General features: G+C 63.7%; 17 protein-coding genes. 13 read left to right on the plus strand and 4 right to left on the minus strand.

Annotation, left to right across the window (positions count from 1 at the left end):
• Positions 1-2 precede the first annotated feature (2 nt).
• On the minus strand, positions 3-1361 hold the full coding sequence (gene ffh / locus ToN1_RS07535; protein ID WP_169207742.1) for a signal recognition particle protein: 1359 nt from the start codon (positions 1359-1361) through the stop codon (positions 3-5).
• 42 nt (positions 1362-1403) lie between these two features.
• On the opposite strand from ffh, the gene ToN1_RS07540 reads away from it, so the two are divergent.
• From ToN1_RS07540 to nudB, 11 genes are all read left to right on the plus strand, one after another.
• Positions 1404-2231, plus strand: coding sequence for a cytochrome C assembly family protein (locus ToN1_RS07540; protein ID WP_169207741.1), 828 nt, complete (start codon positions 1404-1406; stop codon positions 2229-2231).
• A gap of 103 nt (positions 2232-2334) precedes the next feature.
• A complete protein-coding gene (pilB, locus tag ToN1_RS07545) occupies positions 2335-4050 on the plus strand; it encodes a type IV-A pilus assembly ATPase PilB (RefSeq protein ID WP_169207740.1) in 1716 nt (571 codons plus the stop codon).
• 16 nt (positions 4051-4066) lie between these two features.
• Positions 4067-5299: a type II secretion system F family protein gene (locus ToN1_RS07550; RefSeq protein ID WP_169207739.1), complete on the plus strand. Its 1233-nt coding sequence runs from the start codon at positions 4067-4069 to the stop codon at positions 5297-5299.
• Positions 5300-5354: 55 nt separating this feature from the next.
• Positions 5355-6206 carry a prepilin peptidase gene (locus tag ToN1_RS07555; RefSeq protein ID WP_169207738.1) on the plus strand — a complete coding sequence of 284 codons (852 nt, stop codon included), beginning with the start codon at positions 5355-5357 and terminating at the stop codon, positions 6204-6206.
• Positions 6207-6330: 124 nt separating this feature from the next.
• Positions 6331-6594 carry an FmdB family zinc ribbon protein gene (locus tag ToN1_RS07560; RefSeq protein WP_169125945.1) on the plus strand — a complete coding sequence of 88 codons (264 nt, stop codon included), beginning with the start codon at positions 6331-6333 and terminating at the stop codon, positions 6592-6594.
• Positions 6595-6609: 15 nt separating this feature from the next.
• Positions 6610-7236 (plus strand): DUF502 domain-containing protein, encoded by a 627-nt coding sequence (locus ToN1_RS07565; RefSeq protein ID WP_169207737.1) that lies wholly within the window; start codon positions 6610-6612, stop codon positions 7234-7236.
• Between the two features lie 45 nt (positions 7237-7281).
• Positions 7282-9081, plus strand: coding sequence for an aspartate--tRNA ligase (gene aspS / locus ToN1_RS07570; protein WP_169207736.1), 1800 nt, complete (start codon positions 7282-7284; stop codon positions 9079-9081).
• Between the two features lie 177 nt (positions 9082-9258).
• Positions 9259-10881: a response regulator gene (locus ToN1_RS07575; RefSeq protein WP_169207735.1), complete on the plus strand. Its 1623-nt coding sequence runs from the start codon at positions 9259-9261 to the stop codon at positions 10879-10881.
• A gap of 57 nt (positions 10882-10938) precedes the next feature.
• The gene (locus ToN1_RS07580; protein ID WP_169207734.1) at positions 10939-11301 is read left to right on the plus strand and encodes a guanyl-specific ribonuclease; all 363 of its coding nucleotides are present in this window, start codon (positions 10939-10941) and stop codon (positions 11299-11301) included.
• 14 nt (positions 11302-11315) lie between these two features.
• Positions 11316-11759, plus strand: coding sequence for a barstar family protein (locus ToN1_RS07585; protein WP_169207733.1), 444 nt, complete (start codon positions 11316-11318; stop codon positions 11757-11759).
• 5 nt (positions 11760-11764) lie between these two features.
• Positions 11765-12223: a dihydroneopterin triphosphate diphosphatase gene (gene nudB / locus ToN1_RS07590; RefSeq protein ID WP_342344164.1), complete on the plus strand. Its 459-nt coding sequence runs from the start codon at positions 11765-11767 to the stop codon at positions 12221-12223.
• 27 nt (positions 12224-12250) lie between these two features.
• Here nudB and ToN1_RS24955 read toward each other — a convergent pair whose 3' ends face one another.
• Positions 12251-12460 carry a cysteine-rich CWC family protein gene (locus ToN1_RS24955; protein ID WP_169207732.1) on the minus strand — a complete coding sequence of 70 codons (210 nt, stop codon included), beginning with the start codon at positions 12458-12460 and terminating at the stop codon, positions 12251-12253.
• Between the two features lie 120 nt (positions 12461-12580).
• Between ToN1_RS24955 and ToN1_RS07600 the strand changes: the two genes are divergently transcribed.
• Both ToN1_RS07600 and argB read left to right on the plus strand, forming a co-directional pair.
• Entirely contained in the window at positions 12581-12997 is a 417-nt protein-coding gene (locus ToN1_RS07600; RefSeq protein WP_169207731.1) for an Hsp20/alpha crystallin family protein, read from the plus strand.
• Positions 12998-13112: 115 nt separating this feature from the next.
• Positions 13113-14015, plus strand: a complete 903-nt coding sequence (gene argB / locus ToN1_RS07605) for an acetylglutamate kinase (RefSeq protein ID WP_169125953.1) — start codon at positions 13113-13115, stop codon at positions 14013-14015.
• 64 nt (positions 14016-14079) lie between these two features.
• Here the strand turns inward: argB and cysN are convergent, their stop codons facing one another.
• Both cysN and cysD read right to left on the minus strand, forming a co-directional pair.
• Complete coding sequence (gene cysN / locus ToN1_RS07610; RefSeq protein WP_169207730.1) at positions 14080-15987, minus strand: sulfate adenylyltransferase subunit CysN; 1908 nt, start codon at positions 15985-15987, stop codon at positions 14080-14082.
• Position 15988: 1 nt separating this feature from the next.
• Positions 15989-16888: a sulfate adenylyltransferase subunit CysD gene (gene cysD, locus ToN1_RS07615; RefSeq protein WP_169207729.1), complete on the minus strand. Its 900-nt coding sequence runs from the start codon at positions 16886-16888 to the stop codon at positions 15989-15991.
• Positions 16889-16904: the final 16 nt, after the last annotated feature.

The raw sequence follows: 16904 nt of genomic DNA on the forward strand, positions 1-16904 counted from the left end.
TTTCAGCGCATCATCCCGGGCAGCATGCCCTTCATGCCGCGCATCATCTTCTGCATGCCGCCCTTGGAGAACTGCTTCATCACCTTCTGCGTCTGCTCGAACTGATTGAGCAGGCGATTGACTTCCTGCACCGTCACGCCCGCCCCCGCCGCAATGCGCCGCTTGCGGCTCGCCTTCAGGAGCTCCGGCTTGGCACGCTCCAGTGGCGTCATCGAATTGATGATGCCCTCGATGCGCCCGATGGTCTTCTCCTCGACGCCGCCCTGCAATTTTCCGGCCATCTGCGAGAACTGCGCCGGCAGCTTGTCCATCATCGAAGCGAGCCCGCCCATCTTGCGCATCTGGGCGATCTGCTCCTTGAAGTCGTTGAGGTCGAAACCCTTGCCGGTCTTGAGCTTCTCGGCGAAAGCGCGCGCCTTCTCCTCATCGACCCCACGCCGCGCCTCCTCGACCAGACCGAGGATGTCGCCCATGCCGAGGATCCGGCTGGCCATGCGCTCGGGGTGGAACTCCTCGAGACCGGTGAGCTTCTCGCCGACACCGGCAAATTTGAGCGGCTTGCCGGTTACGTGGCGGACCGACAGCGCCGCGCCGCCGCGCGCATCGCCGTCGAGCTTGGTCAGCACGACACCGGTGAGCGGCAGCGCCTCGTTGAACGCCCGCGCCGTATTCACCGCGTCCTGGCCGAGCATCGCATCGACCACGAACAGTGTCTCCACCGGGTTGATCGCGGCATGGATTGCCTTGATCTCGTCCATCATCGCAGCGTCGATGGCGAGTCGCCCGGCCGTATCGAACAGCACCACGTCGTAGTAGTGGCGCCGCGCATGGTCGACAACCGCGAGCGCGATATCCACCGGTTTCTGGTCAGGCGTCGTCGGGTAAAAATCGATTCCCGCCTGCGCCGACACCGCTTTTAACTGCTCGATCGCGGCGGGCCGGTAGACGTCCGCCGAGACCGCGAGCACCTTCTTCTTCATCCGCTCGTGCAGCAGCTTGCCGAGCTTGCCGGTGGTGGTCGTCTTGCCGGCGCCCTGCAGGCCGGCCATCAGGATCACGGCCGGCGGCTGCGTCGCCAGATTCAGGCCTGAGTGGGTTCCACCCATCAGCGCCTTGAGCTCGTCGTGCACGACGCCGACCAGCGCCTGGCCAGGCGTCAGCGAACCTACGACATCCTGTCCGACAGCCTTCTCCTTCACCCGGGCGATGAAATCCTTGACCACGGGCAGGGCCACGTCCGCCTCGAGGAGCGCAAGGCGCACCTCGCGCATTGCATCCTGGATATTGTCTTCGGTGAGGCGTGCCTGGCCGCGCAGGGTCTTGACGACCTTGGACAGACGCTGAGTGAGATTGTCGAGCATATTGGCTGGGGCCCTAGGCCTTGGAGTAAACTGCAGGGAACTATGCAAACCATTCTACTTCATCTGTTCGCCGCGACGCTCTACGCGGTCCTGGGTGTCCACTTCTGGCGAGTCACGGCACGAGCAGCGCCAAACCAGCCGCGTCGCGGGATGTCCACCGCCGAACGCCTCACGATGCTCGGTGCGATCCTCGCCCACGGCTGGGCATTGCAGGGAGAATTGTTCCCCGGCGAAGGCATGCGCTTCGGCTTTGGCTTCGCCGTATCGCTCGTCATCTGGCTGGCGGTATGCTTTTACTGGATAGAAACCTTCTACGCCCGCCTCGACGGCCTGCACGGCTTCGTCGTCGCCGCGGGCGTCGCGGGCAGCCTATTGCCCCTCGGCTTTCCCGGACAGCACCTCCTCGTCAATGCCGGCAGCCCCGGGTTCCGGGCGCATTTCATCATCGCGATGCTGTCCTACAGCGTTTTCACGCTGGCCGCGCTGCACGCGATGCTGATGGCCATCGCCGAGCGGCAACTGCACAGCGGGCGGCTCACCAAGACCTTCGCAAGCCTGCCCCCGCTGCTCACGATGGAGACCTTGCTGTTCCGGCTGATCGGCATTGCGTTCATCCTTCTGACCCTTACGCTGGGTTCCGGCGTCGTGTTCTCGGAAGCGCTGTTCGGACAGCCTTTCCGCCTCGACCACAAGACCGTCTTTGCAATCGTTTCATGGCTGCTTTTCGGGGCCCTTCTGGTCGGGCGGCGTGCATGGGGCTGGCGTGGCCGCGTCGCACTGCGCTGGACGCTGGCAGGCTTCGTTGCACTGGTGCTCGCATACGTCGGCAGTCGTTTCGTGATCGAGGTGCTGCTCGGGCGCACCACCTGACTCCGGGCAGGCGGCCCCGACTTCCGCCGGACGAATCGACCGCGGCCTTTACAATTCCTTACGCGGCGGGCAAGATCAAATGTCAGTTAGCTAAGACCGGGACATGGCAGCAAACCCCCAGACCGCCCTGAGCGGACTCGCGCGAGCACTGATCCAGCATGGCCGGCTCTCCGAAGCCGATGCGGCCGCGTGCACGAAGAGCGCGGCAAACGTCCCGAACGGCTTCATCCTCGAACTTGCCCAGCGCAAGCTCCTGACCACCAAGGCAGTTGCCTGGTTTGCTGCCGAAACCTTCGGCTACCCGCTGCTCGACATCTCGTCCGTCGACCGCGCCAGCATCCCCCGCGATGCGATCGACCGCAAGCTGATGGCCAAGCACCAGGTCGTCGCCCTGGGGAAACGCCAGAACCGCCTCACCGTTGCGACGGCCGACCCGTCCAACATGCGCGCACTCGACGAGATCCGCTTCCAGACCGGGATGCAGGTCGACCTCATCGTCGTCGAAGCCGATCGCCTCGCCCGCCTTGCAGAAACCCTGTCGGAATCGACCGAGGACACGCTCAAGGACCTGACCGGCGAAGAGTTCGACATGGACCTCCTGCAGGATCAGGAGGCCACGGAGCAGGCCAGCGAGGACGCCTCCGCAGAAGTCGATGACGCCCCGGTCGTCAAGTTCATCCAGAAGGTCCTGATCGACGCGATCAACGAGGGCGCGTCCGACATCCACTTCGAACCGTACGAAAAGTATTACCGCATCCGCGTCCGCACCGACGGCATCCTGCGCGAGATCGCGCAGCCGCCGCTGATCCTCAAGGAGAAGATCGCCGCTCGCATCAAGGTCATTTCGCGTCTCGACATTTCGGAAAAACGCATCCCGCAGGACGGGCGCATGAAGCTCGTCCTGTCCAAGAACAAGTCGATCGACTTCCGCGTATCGTCGCTGCCGACGCTGCATGGCGAAAAGATCGTCATGCGTATTCTCGATGCATCGTCGGCGATGCTGGGGGTCGACGCCCTCGGTTACGAGCTGGAGCAGAAAAAGGTGCTGCTCGATGCGATCGAGCGCCCCTACGGAATGATCCTCGTAACGGGGCCGACCGGCTCTGGCAAGACCGTCTCGCTGTACACCTGCCTCAACATCCTCAACAAGCCGGGCGTCAACATCTCGACGGCCGAGGACCCCGCGGAAATCAACCTGGCCGGCATCAACCAGGTCAACGTGAACGACAAGGCCGGCCTGACCTTCGCCGCATCGCTGCGCGCCTTCCTGCGCCAGGATCCGGACGTGATCATGGTCGGCGAAATCCGCGACCTCGAAACTGCCGAGATCTCCATCAAGGCGGCACAGACGGGCCACCTCGTGCTGTCGACGCTGCATACCAACGACGCGCCGACGACACTCGAGCGCCTGCGCAACATGGGCGTCGCGCCGTTCAACATCGCCTCCTCGGTGATCCTGATCACCGCCCAGCGCTTGGCGCGGCGCCTGTGCACGTGCAAGCAACCGGTCGATATCCCCGTGGAAGCCTTGCTCGATGCAGGCTTCAGCGGCGAGGATCTCGACGGCAGCTGGCGCCCATACGGCCCCGTCGGTTGCGAACGATGCAAGGGCAGCGGCTACAAGGGGCGACTGGGTATCTATCAGGTCATGCCCATTTCCGCGGAAATTGCCCATATCATCATGACCAACGGCAATTCGATGGATATTGCGGCACAGGCCCAACGCGAAGGCGTGCGCGACCTGCGCCAGTCCGGCCTGCTGAAAGTGAAACAGGGTGCGACCTCGCTCGAGGAAGTGCTCGCCACCACCAACGAATAGGGAACATCGAACGCTCATGGCGACCACCACCCGAGCCAGGGGAGCCGCTGCCGGCCCCAAGGAAACCCTTTATACGTGGGAAGGCAAGGACAAGAACGGCAAACAGGTGCGCGGAGAAATGCGCGCCAGCGGCGAATCGGTCGTACAGGCCACGCTGCGCCGCCAGGGCGTGCAGGTCCTCAAGGTCAAGAAGGCCAAGATGTCGCGTGGCCACAAGATCACCGACAAGGACATTGCGCTATTCACGCGTCAGCTGGCGACGATGATGAAGTCCGGCGTCCCGCTGCTGCAGGCCTTCGACATCGGCATCAAGGGCTCCGGCAACCCGAGCTTGGCGCGTCTGCTCAATGAGGTGCGCAACGACGTTGAAACCGGCTCCAGCCTCTCCCAGGCCTTCAGCAAGCACCCCGTGTATTTCGACAAGCTGTTCTGCAATCTGGTCGGAGCCGGCGAGCAGGCAGGTATCCTCGACGGGCTACTTGACCGCATTGCGACCTACAAGGAAAAGATTCTCGCCATCAAGAGCAAGATCAAGTCGGCGATGTTCTATCCAATGGCCGTCATCGTGGTTGCGGCCATCGTCGTGACCGTGATCATGCTTTTCGTGGTGCCCGAGTTCAAGAAGGTGTTCGAGAGCTTCGGCGCCGAACTGCCGGCACCGACGATGATGGTGATCGGCATTTCCGACGCCTTCGTCGAGTACTGGTACATCATATTCGGCATCATTGCGGCGGTGATCACCGGAATCGGCTACAGCTACAAGCGTTCGACAGCGATGCAGATTGCACTCGACCGGATAATCCTCAAGCTGCCCGTCGTCGGCAATATCGTGCTGAAGGCGACGATCGCGCGCTGGACTCGCACTCTGTCGACGATGTTCGCAGCCGGCGTGCCGCTTGTCGAAGCCCTCGATTCGGTCGGCGGAGCCTCGGGCAACTACGTGTACCAGACGGCGACAAAGCAGATCCAGACAGAAGTCAGCACCGGCACCAGCCTGACGGTGGCGATGCAGAACTCCAACGTTTTCCCCAGCATGGTCGTGCAGATGGTGTCGATCGGCGAGGAGTCTGGCCAGCTCGACTCGATGCTCGGCAAGGTCGCCGACTTCTTCGAGCAGGAAGTTGACGATGCCGTGGCCGGCCTGTCCACCCTGCTCGAGCCGCTCATCATGGTCTTCCTGGGTACAGTCATCGGCGGCCTTGTCGTCGCGATGTACCTGCCGATTTTCAAGCTCGGCCAGGTCGTCTGACCCCCTTCCTGCCGCCCGACCCCGACGCGCCGGGTGGCGCAACGCAAGCACGACCATGCCCGACTTTCTCCGCGACCCCATCGTCTTCACCTTCCTCGCTACGCTCCTTGGCCTCTTCGTCGGCAGCTTCCTGAACGTCGTGATCCATCGCCTGCCACAAATGATGGAGCGCGAATGGCATGCGCAGGCGGCCGAACTGCGCAACGAACCGCCGCCGCAGCAGGAAACCTTCAACCTCGCGACCCCCCGCTCGCGCTGCCCGCACTGCGGACACCTGATCACCGCACTGGAGAACATCCCGGTCGTCAGCTACCTGATGCTAAGGGGCCGTTGCCGGCATTGCAGCGCCCCCATCAGCCGCCGCTACCCCGTGGTGGAGATGCTGACGGCGGTCCTGTCGGGTTACACGGCCTGGCATTTCGGCTTCGGCCTCGCCAGCCTTGGCGCCCTGGCTTTCGTCTGGACGATGATCGCGCTAGCTTTCATCGATCTCGACACCCAACTCCTGCCCGACAGTCTGACCTTGCCCCTGCTTTGGCTGGGACTCGCACTCAACCTCGACAGCACCTACGCGGACATTTCCGCCAGCGTGATTGGTGCGATGGCCGGCTATCTTGCGCTGTGGTCGGTGTATTGGATGTTCAAGCTCGCGACCGGCAAGGAGGGCATGGGTTATGGCGACTTCAAGTTGCTCGCCGCCGTCGGTGCGTGGCTGGGATGGCAGATGTTGCCCCTCACGATCCTGTTCTCGTCGCTGGTGGGTGCGCTGGTCGGCATCAGCCTGATCGTGTTCGCGCGCCACGGTCGCAACGTCCCCATCCCTTTCGGCCCCTATCTCGCCACGGCCGGCGTGCTGGCGATGTTCTGGGGACAGGGCCTGACGAGCTTGTACCTCGGCACCTTCTGACGCGGGCTTGAAAGCTGCCCGCCAGCCCCCATATGACAAGGGTTGCCATGCGCGCGGCTGGCGGCTCCCTTCTCGCCAATGCTGCGTTGCGCTAGACTTCGAAGCTTGATTTCCGGAGGTTGCCATGCCCATTTATGAATATCGTTGCGACAGCTGCGGGTTCCAGAAGGAACACCTCCAGAAGATGAGCGACGAACCGCTCACCGTCTGCCCGTCATGCAACGCCAACAGCTATCAGAAGCAACTCTCCGCAGCAGGCTTCCAGCTGAAGGGCACCGGCTGGTATGCGACGGATTTCAAAGGCAGCGGTTCGTCTGCCCCGGCGAAGGCCGAACCTGCCGCTGCACCCGCCGGCTGTGGCGGCGCATGCGCCTGCCACCCGGGCTGAGGGCGATCGCGGCACGTGAAAAAGTATTTCATCACCGGACTGCTGATCTGGATCCCGCTGTCGATCACCTTCATGGTTCTGGCGTGGATCGTCGGCACGCTCGATCAGATCATCGAGTGGCTGCCTAACGGCCTTCAGCCGCGGAACCTGCTCGGCTTCGACATTCCAGGCGCCGGCCTGGTGGTCGGCCTCGTCATCCTGCTCAGCACTGGCCTGATTGCGGCCAACGTCATCGGGCAGAAGTTCGTCCGCTACTGGGAGGCCCTCCTCGCCCGCATCCCGGTGGTGAAGTCGATTTACTACGGCGTGAAGCAGGTTTCGGATACGCTGTTTTCCAGCTCCGGACAGGCCTTCCGCAAGGCGCTACTGGTCCAGTACCCGCGTCAGGGGTCGTGGACGATCGCCTTCCTCACCGGCAAGCCCGGCGGCGATGCAGTCAACCATCTCAAGGGCGAACATGTCAGCGTGTATGTGCCGACGACGCCCAACCCCACCTCGGGTTTCTTCCTGATGATGGCCAAGGAAGATGTGATCGAACTCGACATGAGTGTCGATGAAGCCCTGAAGTACATCATCTCGATGGGCGTGGTGGCCCCCTCCCCGCACATCGCCCCAGCGCGCCCAGCGCTCCTGAATGAGTAACCTCGCGGCCCGCAGCGGCCGCGCCTTCGTTTCGGAACTGAAACCATGCGAACCAAGTACTGCGGACAGGTAACCGCCGCCGACCTCGACCAGACCGTGACCCTGTGCGGCTGGGTCCACCGACGCCGTGACCACGGCGGGGTCATCTTCATCGACCTGCGCGACCGTGAGGGTCTGGTGCAGGTCGTGTGCGACCCGGACCGTGCCGACACCTTCCGTACCGCGGAGTCGATCCGCAACGAATATGTGATCAACCTCACCGGCAAGGTACGCCGCCGCCCCGTGGGTACCGAGAACGCCAACCTCGTGTCCGGCGAAATTGAAGTGCTGTGCCACACGATCGAAGTGCTCAATGCATCCGCGACACCGCCCTTCCTGCTCGACGACGACAACCTGTCCGAGAACGTGCGGCTCGTCAATCGCGTCATCGATCTGCGCCGTCCGCAGATGCAGAAGAACATGATGTTGCGCTACAAGGTGGCAATGGCCTTCCGCCGCTTCCTCGACGGGCAGGGCTTCATCGACATCGAAACGCCGATGCTCACGAAGAGCACGCCGGAAGGCGCGCGCGACTACCTCGTGCCTTCGCGCGTCCATCCGGGCCAGTTCTTCGCGCTGCCCCAGTCGCCGCAGCTCTTCAAGCAGTTGCTGATGGTGGCCGGCTTCGACCGCTACTACCAGATCACCAAGTGCTTCCGCGACGAAGACCTCCGCGCCGACCGCCAACCGGAATTCACCCAGGTCGATATCGAGACCTCGTTCCTGAACGAGGCCGAGATCACCGCGATCATGGAAGACATGATCCGCTTCGTGTTCAAGGAAGCGCTCGCGGTCGAGCTGCCGAATCCGTTCCCCCGCATGACGTATGCCGAGGCGATGCGCCGCTTTGGCTCCGACAAGCCGGACATGCGCGTGACGCTGGAGCTCACGGAAGTCACCGACGCCGTGCAGGACGTGGCGTTCAAGGTGTTCAGCGGTCCTGCGACCAGCGGCGGCCGCGTCGCTGCGCTGCGCGTGCCGGGTGGCGCCTCCCTCACCCGCGGCGAAATCGACGAGTACACCAAGTTCGTCGGCATCTACGGCGCCAAGGGTCTCGCCTACATCAAGGTGAATGACGCCAGCCAGCCGAATGAAGCAGGCCTGCAGTCGCCGATCGTCAAGAACCTGCACGAGACCGCGCTGCGCACGATCCTCGAGCGCACCGGTGCCCAATCCGGCGATCTGATCTTCTTCGGCGCCGACAAGACCAAGGTCGTCAACGACGCTCTCGGTGCCCTACGCATCAAGCTCGGCCACGAGAAGGGCTATGTCACCGGCGACGCCTGGCGTCCGCTGTGGGTGGTCGACTTCCCGATGTTCGAGTACGACGAGGACGACAAGCGCTGGGTCGCCTGCCACCATCCGTTCACGAGCCCGAAGGACGACCACGTCGAGCTGCTCGAATCGAATCCGGGCGAGTGCCTCGCAAAGGCCTACGATCTGGCACTCAACGGCTGGGAAATCGGCGGGGGCTCGGTGCGTATCCATCGCGCAGAGGTGCAGTCCCGCGTGTTCGAGGCGCTCAACATTGGTCCGGAGGAGCAGCAGGTCAAGTTCGGCTTCCTGCTCGACGCGCTCAAGTACGGCGCGCCGCCGCATGGAGGTCTTGCGTTCGGCCTCGACCGCATCGTGACCCTGATGACCGGAGCCGAATCGATCCGCGACGTGATCGCCTTCCCGAAAACCCAGCGCGCGCAGTGCCTGCTCACCGACGCGCCGAGCGCGGTCGACGAGAAGCAACTGCGCGAACTGCACATCCGTCTGCGCCAGAAGGTCGAGACGCAGGTGGAAGTCGCCAAGGCCTGACCGCCCACGCGCGCAACATCATCGAAGGGCAGATGGGCGACCATCTGCCCTTTTTCTTCGAGACGTGCGTAGCGTGAGCAACGACATACGCGGAAAAGCTACAGAATTTCCCCGGCAATGCCGTAAGCTTGGATAACGCCCCGACGCGGCATCCCCTGTACGGCCCGTAACGAAACCATGGCAGACCTCGAACGCCTGACTCTCCTCATCATCGAAAGCAATCAGGGCATGCGCAGCCAATTGCGATCGATGCTCAACAGCTTCGGGATTGCCAATGTCAGGTTTGCGCCCTCCGCCGGCGCAGCCATCACTCGTCTGCGCGACCAGCGCTACGACGTCATCCTGAGCGAATATAGTCTCGGCGACGGCCAGGACGGACAGCACTTGCTGGAGGATCTTCGCACCAAGGAGATCATCCCGCTCGACACGCTGTTCATCATGATCACTGGCGAGCGCAATTACGAGCGAGTGGTCAGCGCTGCGGAGCTCGCCCCAAACGACTACATCCTGAAACCGCTCACCCCCGACATGCTGCACATGCGGCTGTTGCGCTCGCTCGAGAAGCGCGACACCTTCCTGCCAGTCTATCGGCTGATCGAGGCGGGGGAGACGCAGCAGGCGATCGACGCCTGCACGGCCCGGGCCGAGAGCCACCCGCGCTACCGCATCGACTTCCTTCGCCTCGAAGCAGAACTCCACGCAGCGCTCGGGCACACCGACCAGGCGGAGAGCATCTACCGCGAGATCCTCGCCGCCAAGGCGATACCGTGGGCGCGGCTCGGCCTGGCGAAGATGCTGTTCGCGAAGAAGGACTACGCAGGCGCGGAGGAGATTCTCAGCGCACTGGTTGCCGAGAACAGCCGCTATGTTGACGCCTACGACTGGCTGGCGCGAACGCGCGAGGAAACGGGCCGCATGGCGGAGGCACGCGAGGTCCTGACCAGTGCGGTTGCCCTTTCCCCCCATCGTCTCGGGCGACTGCGCCATCTCGGCAACGTCCAGCTTGCTGCCGGAGACGGCGCCGCCGCCGAGCGAACGCTGGCAGAGGTGGTGCGGAAAGGAAAATACTCCGATTTTCGCGATCCGGAGGACCACGTGCTGCTCGTCCGGGCGCAGCTCAAGCAGGGCCGTACCGACGAAGCGCAGGCGACAATCCGCGATCTGGAGTCGAGCATGGGGGGGATGCCGGCGACGCCCGTCTGCGCGTCGCTGTCCAAGGCCCTTTACCACACCAGTACCGGAGCGGAGGAACTCGCGCAGGCCGCCTTGCGGGATGCACTGCAGGCCGGCACCGCCGTCTCGTCCCTGTCCATCGACATGAAGCAGGAACTGGTCAAGACCTGCCTGGACAATCACATGGAGGCCGAAGGCAGTCAGCTGGTGATCGACATTCTGCGCAATGCCGCGGACGAACGCACCGTCGAGAGAACCCGCGCGATCCTTCAGGAACGCGGACACGGCGATCTGTCGGACGAACTCGAGGAGCGCGTGCACGTGGAGGTGCGCGGACTCATCGCGGCGGGTGCCGACATGGTGAAGGCGGGCGACTTCGACGGCGCCGTGCGGGAAATGATGGCTGCCGTGCAGAAGATGCCCGGAAATCCCCACGTCCTCTTCAACGCAGCGCTCGCACTGTTGCGACACATCGAGAACCGCGGCTGGAGTGAGCGTCTTGCCTCGCAGGCACGCGGCCTGATTGCGCGTACGCGGCGCCTCGACCCCAGCAATCCGCGTCTCGATGCACTGAGCGGCTTCATGCAGCAGCTGGTCCGGAAATACAATCCGCGCCGGGGCGCCTGACCGCCGGATAAACGATTTGGACGAAATCCCGCGGCGGATCGGCCTCAGGAGACCGACTTGCGAGCACTGATACTGAGATTCACGCTGTTCGCTGCAACAGCGCTCGCAGCCTTGCCGGGATGCGGCCGCGGACCGGACAGCGCGACGACCGACGCGCTGCCGCGCGAGGCTCTGGCCACGCTCGCGCTCATCGACCGTGGCGGACCTTTTCCGTATCGCAAGGACGGCACGGTGTTCCAGAACCGCGAGCGCCTGTTGCCCGAAAAGCCGCGCGGTTACTACCGCGAATACACCGTGCCGACGCCCGGCAAGAACGATCGCGGGGCACGCCGTATTGTCACGGGAGGGGAGCCTCCCGAGGTGATTTACTACACCGCCGATCACTATCGCAGTTTCCGCCGCATCGATCCGCGGCGCTGAAGCGGGAGGAAGGGATGGACGAGCTTGATCGAGTCGCCGACAGGCTGCGCAAGGCTTCCGGTGCCGGCGTGTATCACCTGCCTCAGGACGGCGGGGCAGCCATTGCCGCCGCCGCCGCCGCCGCCGGCCTCGGGGTGGCGCATGCCGACCTGTCCGATTGCCGGGACAAAGCCGAGTTCCTGCGCCGGGTCGCTGCGGCACTGCGTTTTCCCGATTGGTTCGGCCACAATTGGGACGCCCTTGCGGACTGTGTGTCGGACATGAGCTGGTGGCCGGACGAGGGCCATGTACTGATCCTCGAGCACGCCGATGGATTTCGCATCGCGGCGGAACGAGACTTTCTCGAGGCGCTCGAGATTCTCGGGGAGGCGGCCGGCGACTGGGCCACGCAAGACGTTCCCTTCTGGATCTTCGTCGGACTGACCGCCGACGGGGTCGCCCATCTACGACGATTCTGACGCGAATGATGGCCTACAAGCTGCCTGTGTCCGTGCTCGTTGTCGTACATACGGCAGCGCTCGACGTATTGTTGCTGCAGCGCGTGTCACCGCCGGGCTTCTGGCAGTCGGTCACCGGAAGCCTGGAGCCGGGCGAATCGCCTGCGGAGGCGGCGCTGCGGGAGATTTGCGAGGAAACGGGGATCGCGGCCCGACCACAAGACCTTGTCGATTGGCGACGCTGCAACCGCTTCGCGATCCGCGAGGAATGGCGCCACCGCTATGCGCCCGAGGTGTCCCACAATCTCGAGCACGTCTTCAGCCTGTGCGTGCCCGACGGCCAGCCGGTCACGCTCGCACCCGACGAGCACGACGCGACATTTTGGCTGCCTCACGACGCGGCTGCGGCGAAAGTTTTCTCGTGGACCAATCGCGACGCGATCCTGCAACTGCCCGATCATTTCCCGGCGGGCCGCAGGCGCTAGCAAGCCCTGCCCTTCGGTCGGGCTCGCTCAGCCCTGCGACGCTTCAAGCAGCGCCTTGAGGCAAGCCGGACAATAGCAACCGGCGCCTTCGTCCGGAACTGTGACCAGACGCGGCAGAACCGCGCACCAGCACACGGGTTCGCCTGCCTGCATCCCGCAGGTAAAGACGGCCCCACAGCGCGGACAGGTTGAAGTGACGCTCGTCGGCTCGGATAAATTCGGATTTCTTTCAGTCATCGAGGAGCCGCTCCGCTGAACTGGCGATTGTACCCCCGGAGATCCTCTTTGATCTTGCAATGCCCCATTCCGTATCTATATTTGGGATGAGAAGACCATGTTGTTAAAGAGGAGAAGGCCATGGCCAACCTGATTCGTCGCGATCCTTTCGATGACCTGCTGCGCGGTTTCTTCGTCCGTCCGGTCGATTTCGGCGGCGGCGTCAGCGAAGCTCCCCAGATGCGCGTGGATGTGAAGGAGGACAACGACGCCTACCAGGTCCACGCGGAGCTGCCGGGCATCATGAAGGAGGATATTCACGTGCACATCGACGGCCCGGTGGTGTCGATCAGTGCCGAACGCAAGCAGGAGAAGGAGGTCAAGGAAGGCGAGCGTGTGCTGCGCACCGAGCGGTATTTCGGCAAGGTGTCGCGCAGCTTCCAGCTCGGCCAGGAAATCGACGAAGCCAAGTCGAGCGCCAAGTTCAAGGATGGCGTGCTCGAGCTGAGCCTGCCCAAGAAGGCACATGAGCAGGTGAAGCGGCTGACGATCGACTGACGTCCCCACTGCTGCGCGTCCGGCAAGCCGCAATCCTCCGCAAAGGGGGATTGCGGCTTCTGCTTTGCAGCATGACTCTTTAAAATGGCGGCGCACAATCATCCAGGAAGCTGCCATGTCCGACTCCCCCGACACCGATAAGGTGACGCCCGCCCTCAAGGCCGAGATCCTCGCGGAGGCCCTGCCCTACATCAAGCGTTTCTTCGACAAGACGATCGTCATCAAGTACGGCGGCAACGCGATGACCGATCCGAAGCTGAAGGATTGCTTTGCGCGCGACGTCGTGCTGTTGAAGCTGGTGGGCCTGAATCCGGTCGTGGTGCACGGCGGCGGCCCGCAGATCGAGAACCTGCTCGCACGCGTCGGCAAGAAGGGCGAGTTCGTGCAGGGGATGCGCGTGACCGACGCGGAGACGATGGAAGTCGTCGAGATGGTGCTGGGCGGGCAGGTGAACAAGGAGATCGTGAATCTCATCAACCAGGCGGGCGGCAAGGCCGTGGGCCTGACCGGCAAGGACGCGAACTTCATCCGCGCGAAGAAGCTGATGATGCAGAAGAAGGACGCACCGCCGGGAGACCTCGTCGATATCGGTCAGGTCGGCGAGATCACGCAGATCGACCCCAGCCTGATCTCCTTCCTCGACCAAGGCGACTTCATTCCGGTGATCGCGCCGATCGGTGTCGGCGAGGAGGGCGAGACCTACAACATCAACGCCGACGTGGTGGCCGGCAAGCTCGCCGAGATCCTCAAGGCCGAGAAGCTGGTGCTGCTGACGAACACGCCGGGCGTGCTGGACAAGGACGGCAATCTGCTCACCGGCCTCACGCCGCGCCAGATAGACGGTCTCGTCGAGGACGGCACGCTGTCGGGGGGCATGCTGCCGAAGATCGGCTCGGCGCTGGATGCGGCGCGCAACGGCGTGAAGTCGGTGCACATCATCGACGGTCGCGTCGAACACTGCCTGCTGCTGGAAATCCTGACCGACCACGGCGTCGGCACGATGATCAAGAGCAAGTAAGCCCGCGGATCACGCCCAAGGAAGCCGGAACTGCCCGCAAGGGAGTTCCGGCTTTTTGCTGCCCTCAGTCGCCCAGACCGCCGCGGCGCTGCAACTCCAGCACGAGGTAGGTGGCCGCCTCGGCGGCGCTCATCGTCACGGTGTTGATGCGCACGTCGGGCGCTTCCGGCGCCTCGTAGGGGGAGTCGATCCCGGTGAAGTTCTTGAGTTCGCCGCGCCTTGCCTTCTTGTACAGCCCCTTGGCGTCGCGCCCTTCGGCGACCTCGAGCGGCGTGTCGATGAATACTTCGAGGAATTCGTCTTCGGCCACCAGGCTGCGCGCCATCTGGCGCTCGGCACGGAAGGGCGAGATGAAGGCGGTGATGACGATGAGGCCGGCATCGACCATCAGCTTCGCCACTTCGGCCACGCGCCGGATGTTCTCGACGCGGTCGGCCTCCGTGAAGCCGAGGTCCTTGTTGAGCCCGTGGCGCACGTTGTCGCCGTCGAGCAGGTAGGTGTGATAACCCTGTGCGTGCAGCTTCTTCTCGACGAGATTGGCAACCGTTGACTTGCCGGCGCCGGACAGGCCGGTGAACCACAGCACGCACGGCTTCTGGTGCTTGAGCGCGGCGCGCGCAGCCTTGTCCACATCGACGTGCTGCATGTGGATGTTCTGGCTGCGACGCAGTGCGAAGTGGATCAGCCCCGCGCCGACGGTGTTGTTGCTCAGGCGGTCGATGAGGATGAAGCCGCCGGTGTCGCGGTTCTCGTCATAGGGATCGAAGGCGATCGGGCGGTCGAGGCTGAGGTTGCACACGCCGATCGCGTTGAGGTCCAGCGTGCGCGCGGCCACATGCTCCAGGGTATTCACGTTGACCTGGTACTTGATGTGGGTGACGGTCGCAGTGACGGTCTTCGCGCCGATCTTGAGCAGATAGGGGCGACCAGGCAGGAGCGGCTCGTCGTGCATCCACACCAGGGTCGTCTCGAACTGGTCGGCCGAGCCAGCGGGCGAGTCGGCGGTCGAGATGACGTCACCACGCGAGATGTCGATCTCGTCGGCGAGGGTCAGCGTGATCGACTGGCCGGCGACGGCCTGCTCCACGTCGCCGTCGCGCGTAACGATGCGCGCGATCGTGCTTTCCTTGCCCGAGGGCTGGACGCGGATGCGGTCGCCCGGTTTCACGATGCCGCCGGCGATGGTGCCGGCGAAGCCGCGGAAGTCGAGGTTCGGGCGGTTAACCCACTGCACGGGTAGGCGGAAGGGCTGCTTCTGCAGGCGTTCGTCGTCGACCTCGACGGTTTCGAGGTAGCCCATCAGCGTCGTGCCGTGATACCAGGGCATGCTGGCGCTGGGCTCGATGATGTTGTCGCCCTTGTAGGCGGACATCGGGATGAAGGTCACCTCATCGAGACCGATCTGTGCGGCGAAGCTGCGATAGTCCTCGCAGATGCGCCGGAACACGGGCTCGGCGTAGTCGACGAGGTCCATCTTGCTGATCGCGACGACGATGTGGCGGATGCCCAGCAGCGACACGAGGTAGCTATGTCGCCGAGTCTGCGTGAGCACACCGCGGCGCGCATCGACCATCAGCACCGCCGCGTCGGCGGTCGAAGCGCCGGTGACCATGTTGCGGGTGTATTGCTCGTGCCCCGGCGTGTCGGCGACGATGAACTTGCGCTTGTCGGTGGAGAAGAAGCGATAGGCGACGTCGATCGTGATGCCCTGCTCGCGCTCGGCGGCGAGGCCGTCGACGAGCAGCGCGAAGTCGAGATTCTCGCCTTGCGTGCCGTACTTCTTCGAGTCGGCCTCCATGGCGGCGAGCTGGTCCTCGAAGAGCATCTTCGATTCGTACAGCAGGCGACCGATCAGCGTGCTCTTGCCGTCGTCGACGCTGCCGCAGGTGATGAAGCGCAGCAGGCTCTTCTTCTCGTGCGCCTGCAGGTACTGCTCGATGTCGGTGGCGATCAGATCCGAGATGTGGGCCATTTTAGAAGTACCCCTCCTGCTTCTTCTTTTCCATGGACGCGGCGGAGTCGTGGTCGATGACACGGCCCTGGCGCTCGGACGTCTTCGTCAGCAGCATCTCCTGGATGATCGCCGGCAGCGTGTCGGCCTCGGATTCGACTGCGCCGGTGAGCGGGTAGCAGCCCAGCGTCCGGAAGCGCACCTTCTTCATCATCGGCACTTCGCCCGGATGCAGCGGCATGCGCTCGTCGTCGACCATGATCAGCGCGCCGTCACGCTCCACGACCGGGCGCACGGCGGCGAGGTAGAGCGGCACGATGGGCACCTTCTCGAGGTAGATGTATTGCCAGATGTCGAGCTCGGTCCAGTTCGACAAGGGGAAGACGCGCATCGACTCGCCCTTGTGCTTCCTGGCGTTGTAGAGCTTCCACAGCTCGGGACGCTGGCTCTTGGGGTCCCAGCGGTGCTGCGCGGTGCGGAAGGAGAAAATGCGCTCCTTGGCGCGCGATTTTTCCTCGTCTCGGCGTGCGCCACCGAAGGCTGCGTCGAAGCCGTACTTGTCGAGTGCCTGCTTGAGGCCCTCGGTTTTCATGATGTCGGTGTGGATTGCGGAGCCGTGGGTGAAGGGGTTGATGTCCTTCGCGACGCCCTCGGGGTTGATATGCACGATCAGGTCGAGGCCGAGCTTGCTCACCATCTCGTCGCGGAAGGCATACATGTCGCGAAACTTCCAGCGCGTATCGACATGCAGCAGCGGGAAGGGCGGGCGCGCCGGGTGGAAGGCCTTCATCGCGAGGTGCAGCATCACCGCGCTGTCCTTGCCGATGGAGTACAGCATCACCGGGTTTTCCGCTTCGGCGACCACCTCGCGCATGATGTGGATGCTTTCGGCTTCGAGCCGCTGCAGGTGGGTAAGAGACATCGAGGTCCTCGTGATG

Source organism: Aromatoleum petrolei (assembly GCF_017894385.1).
GTDB classification, from domain to species: domain Bacteria; phylum Pseudomonadota; class Gammaproteobacteria; order Burkholderiales; family Rhodocyclaceae; genus Aromatoleum; species Aromatoleum petrolei.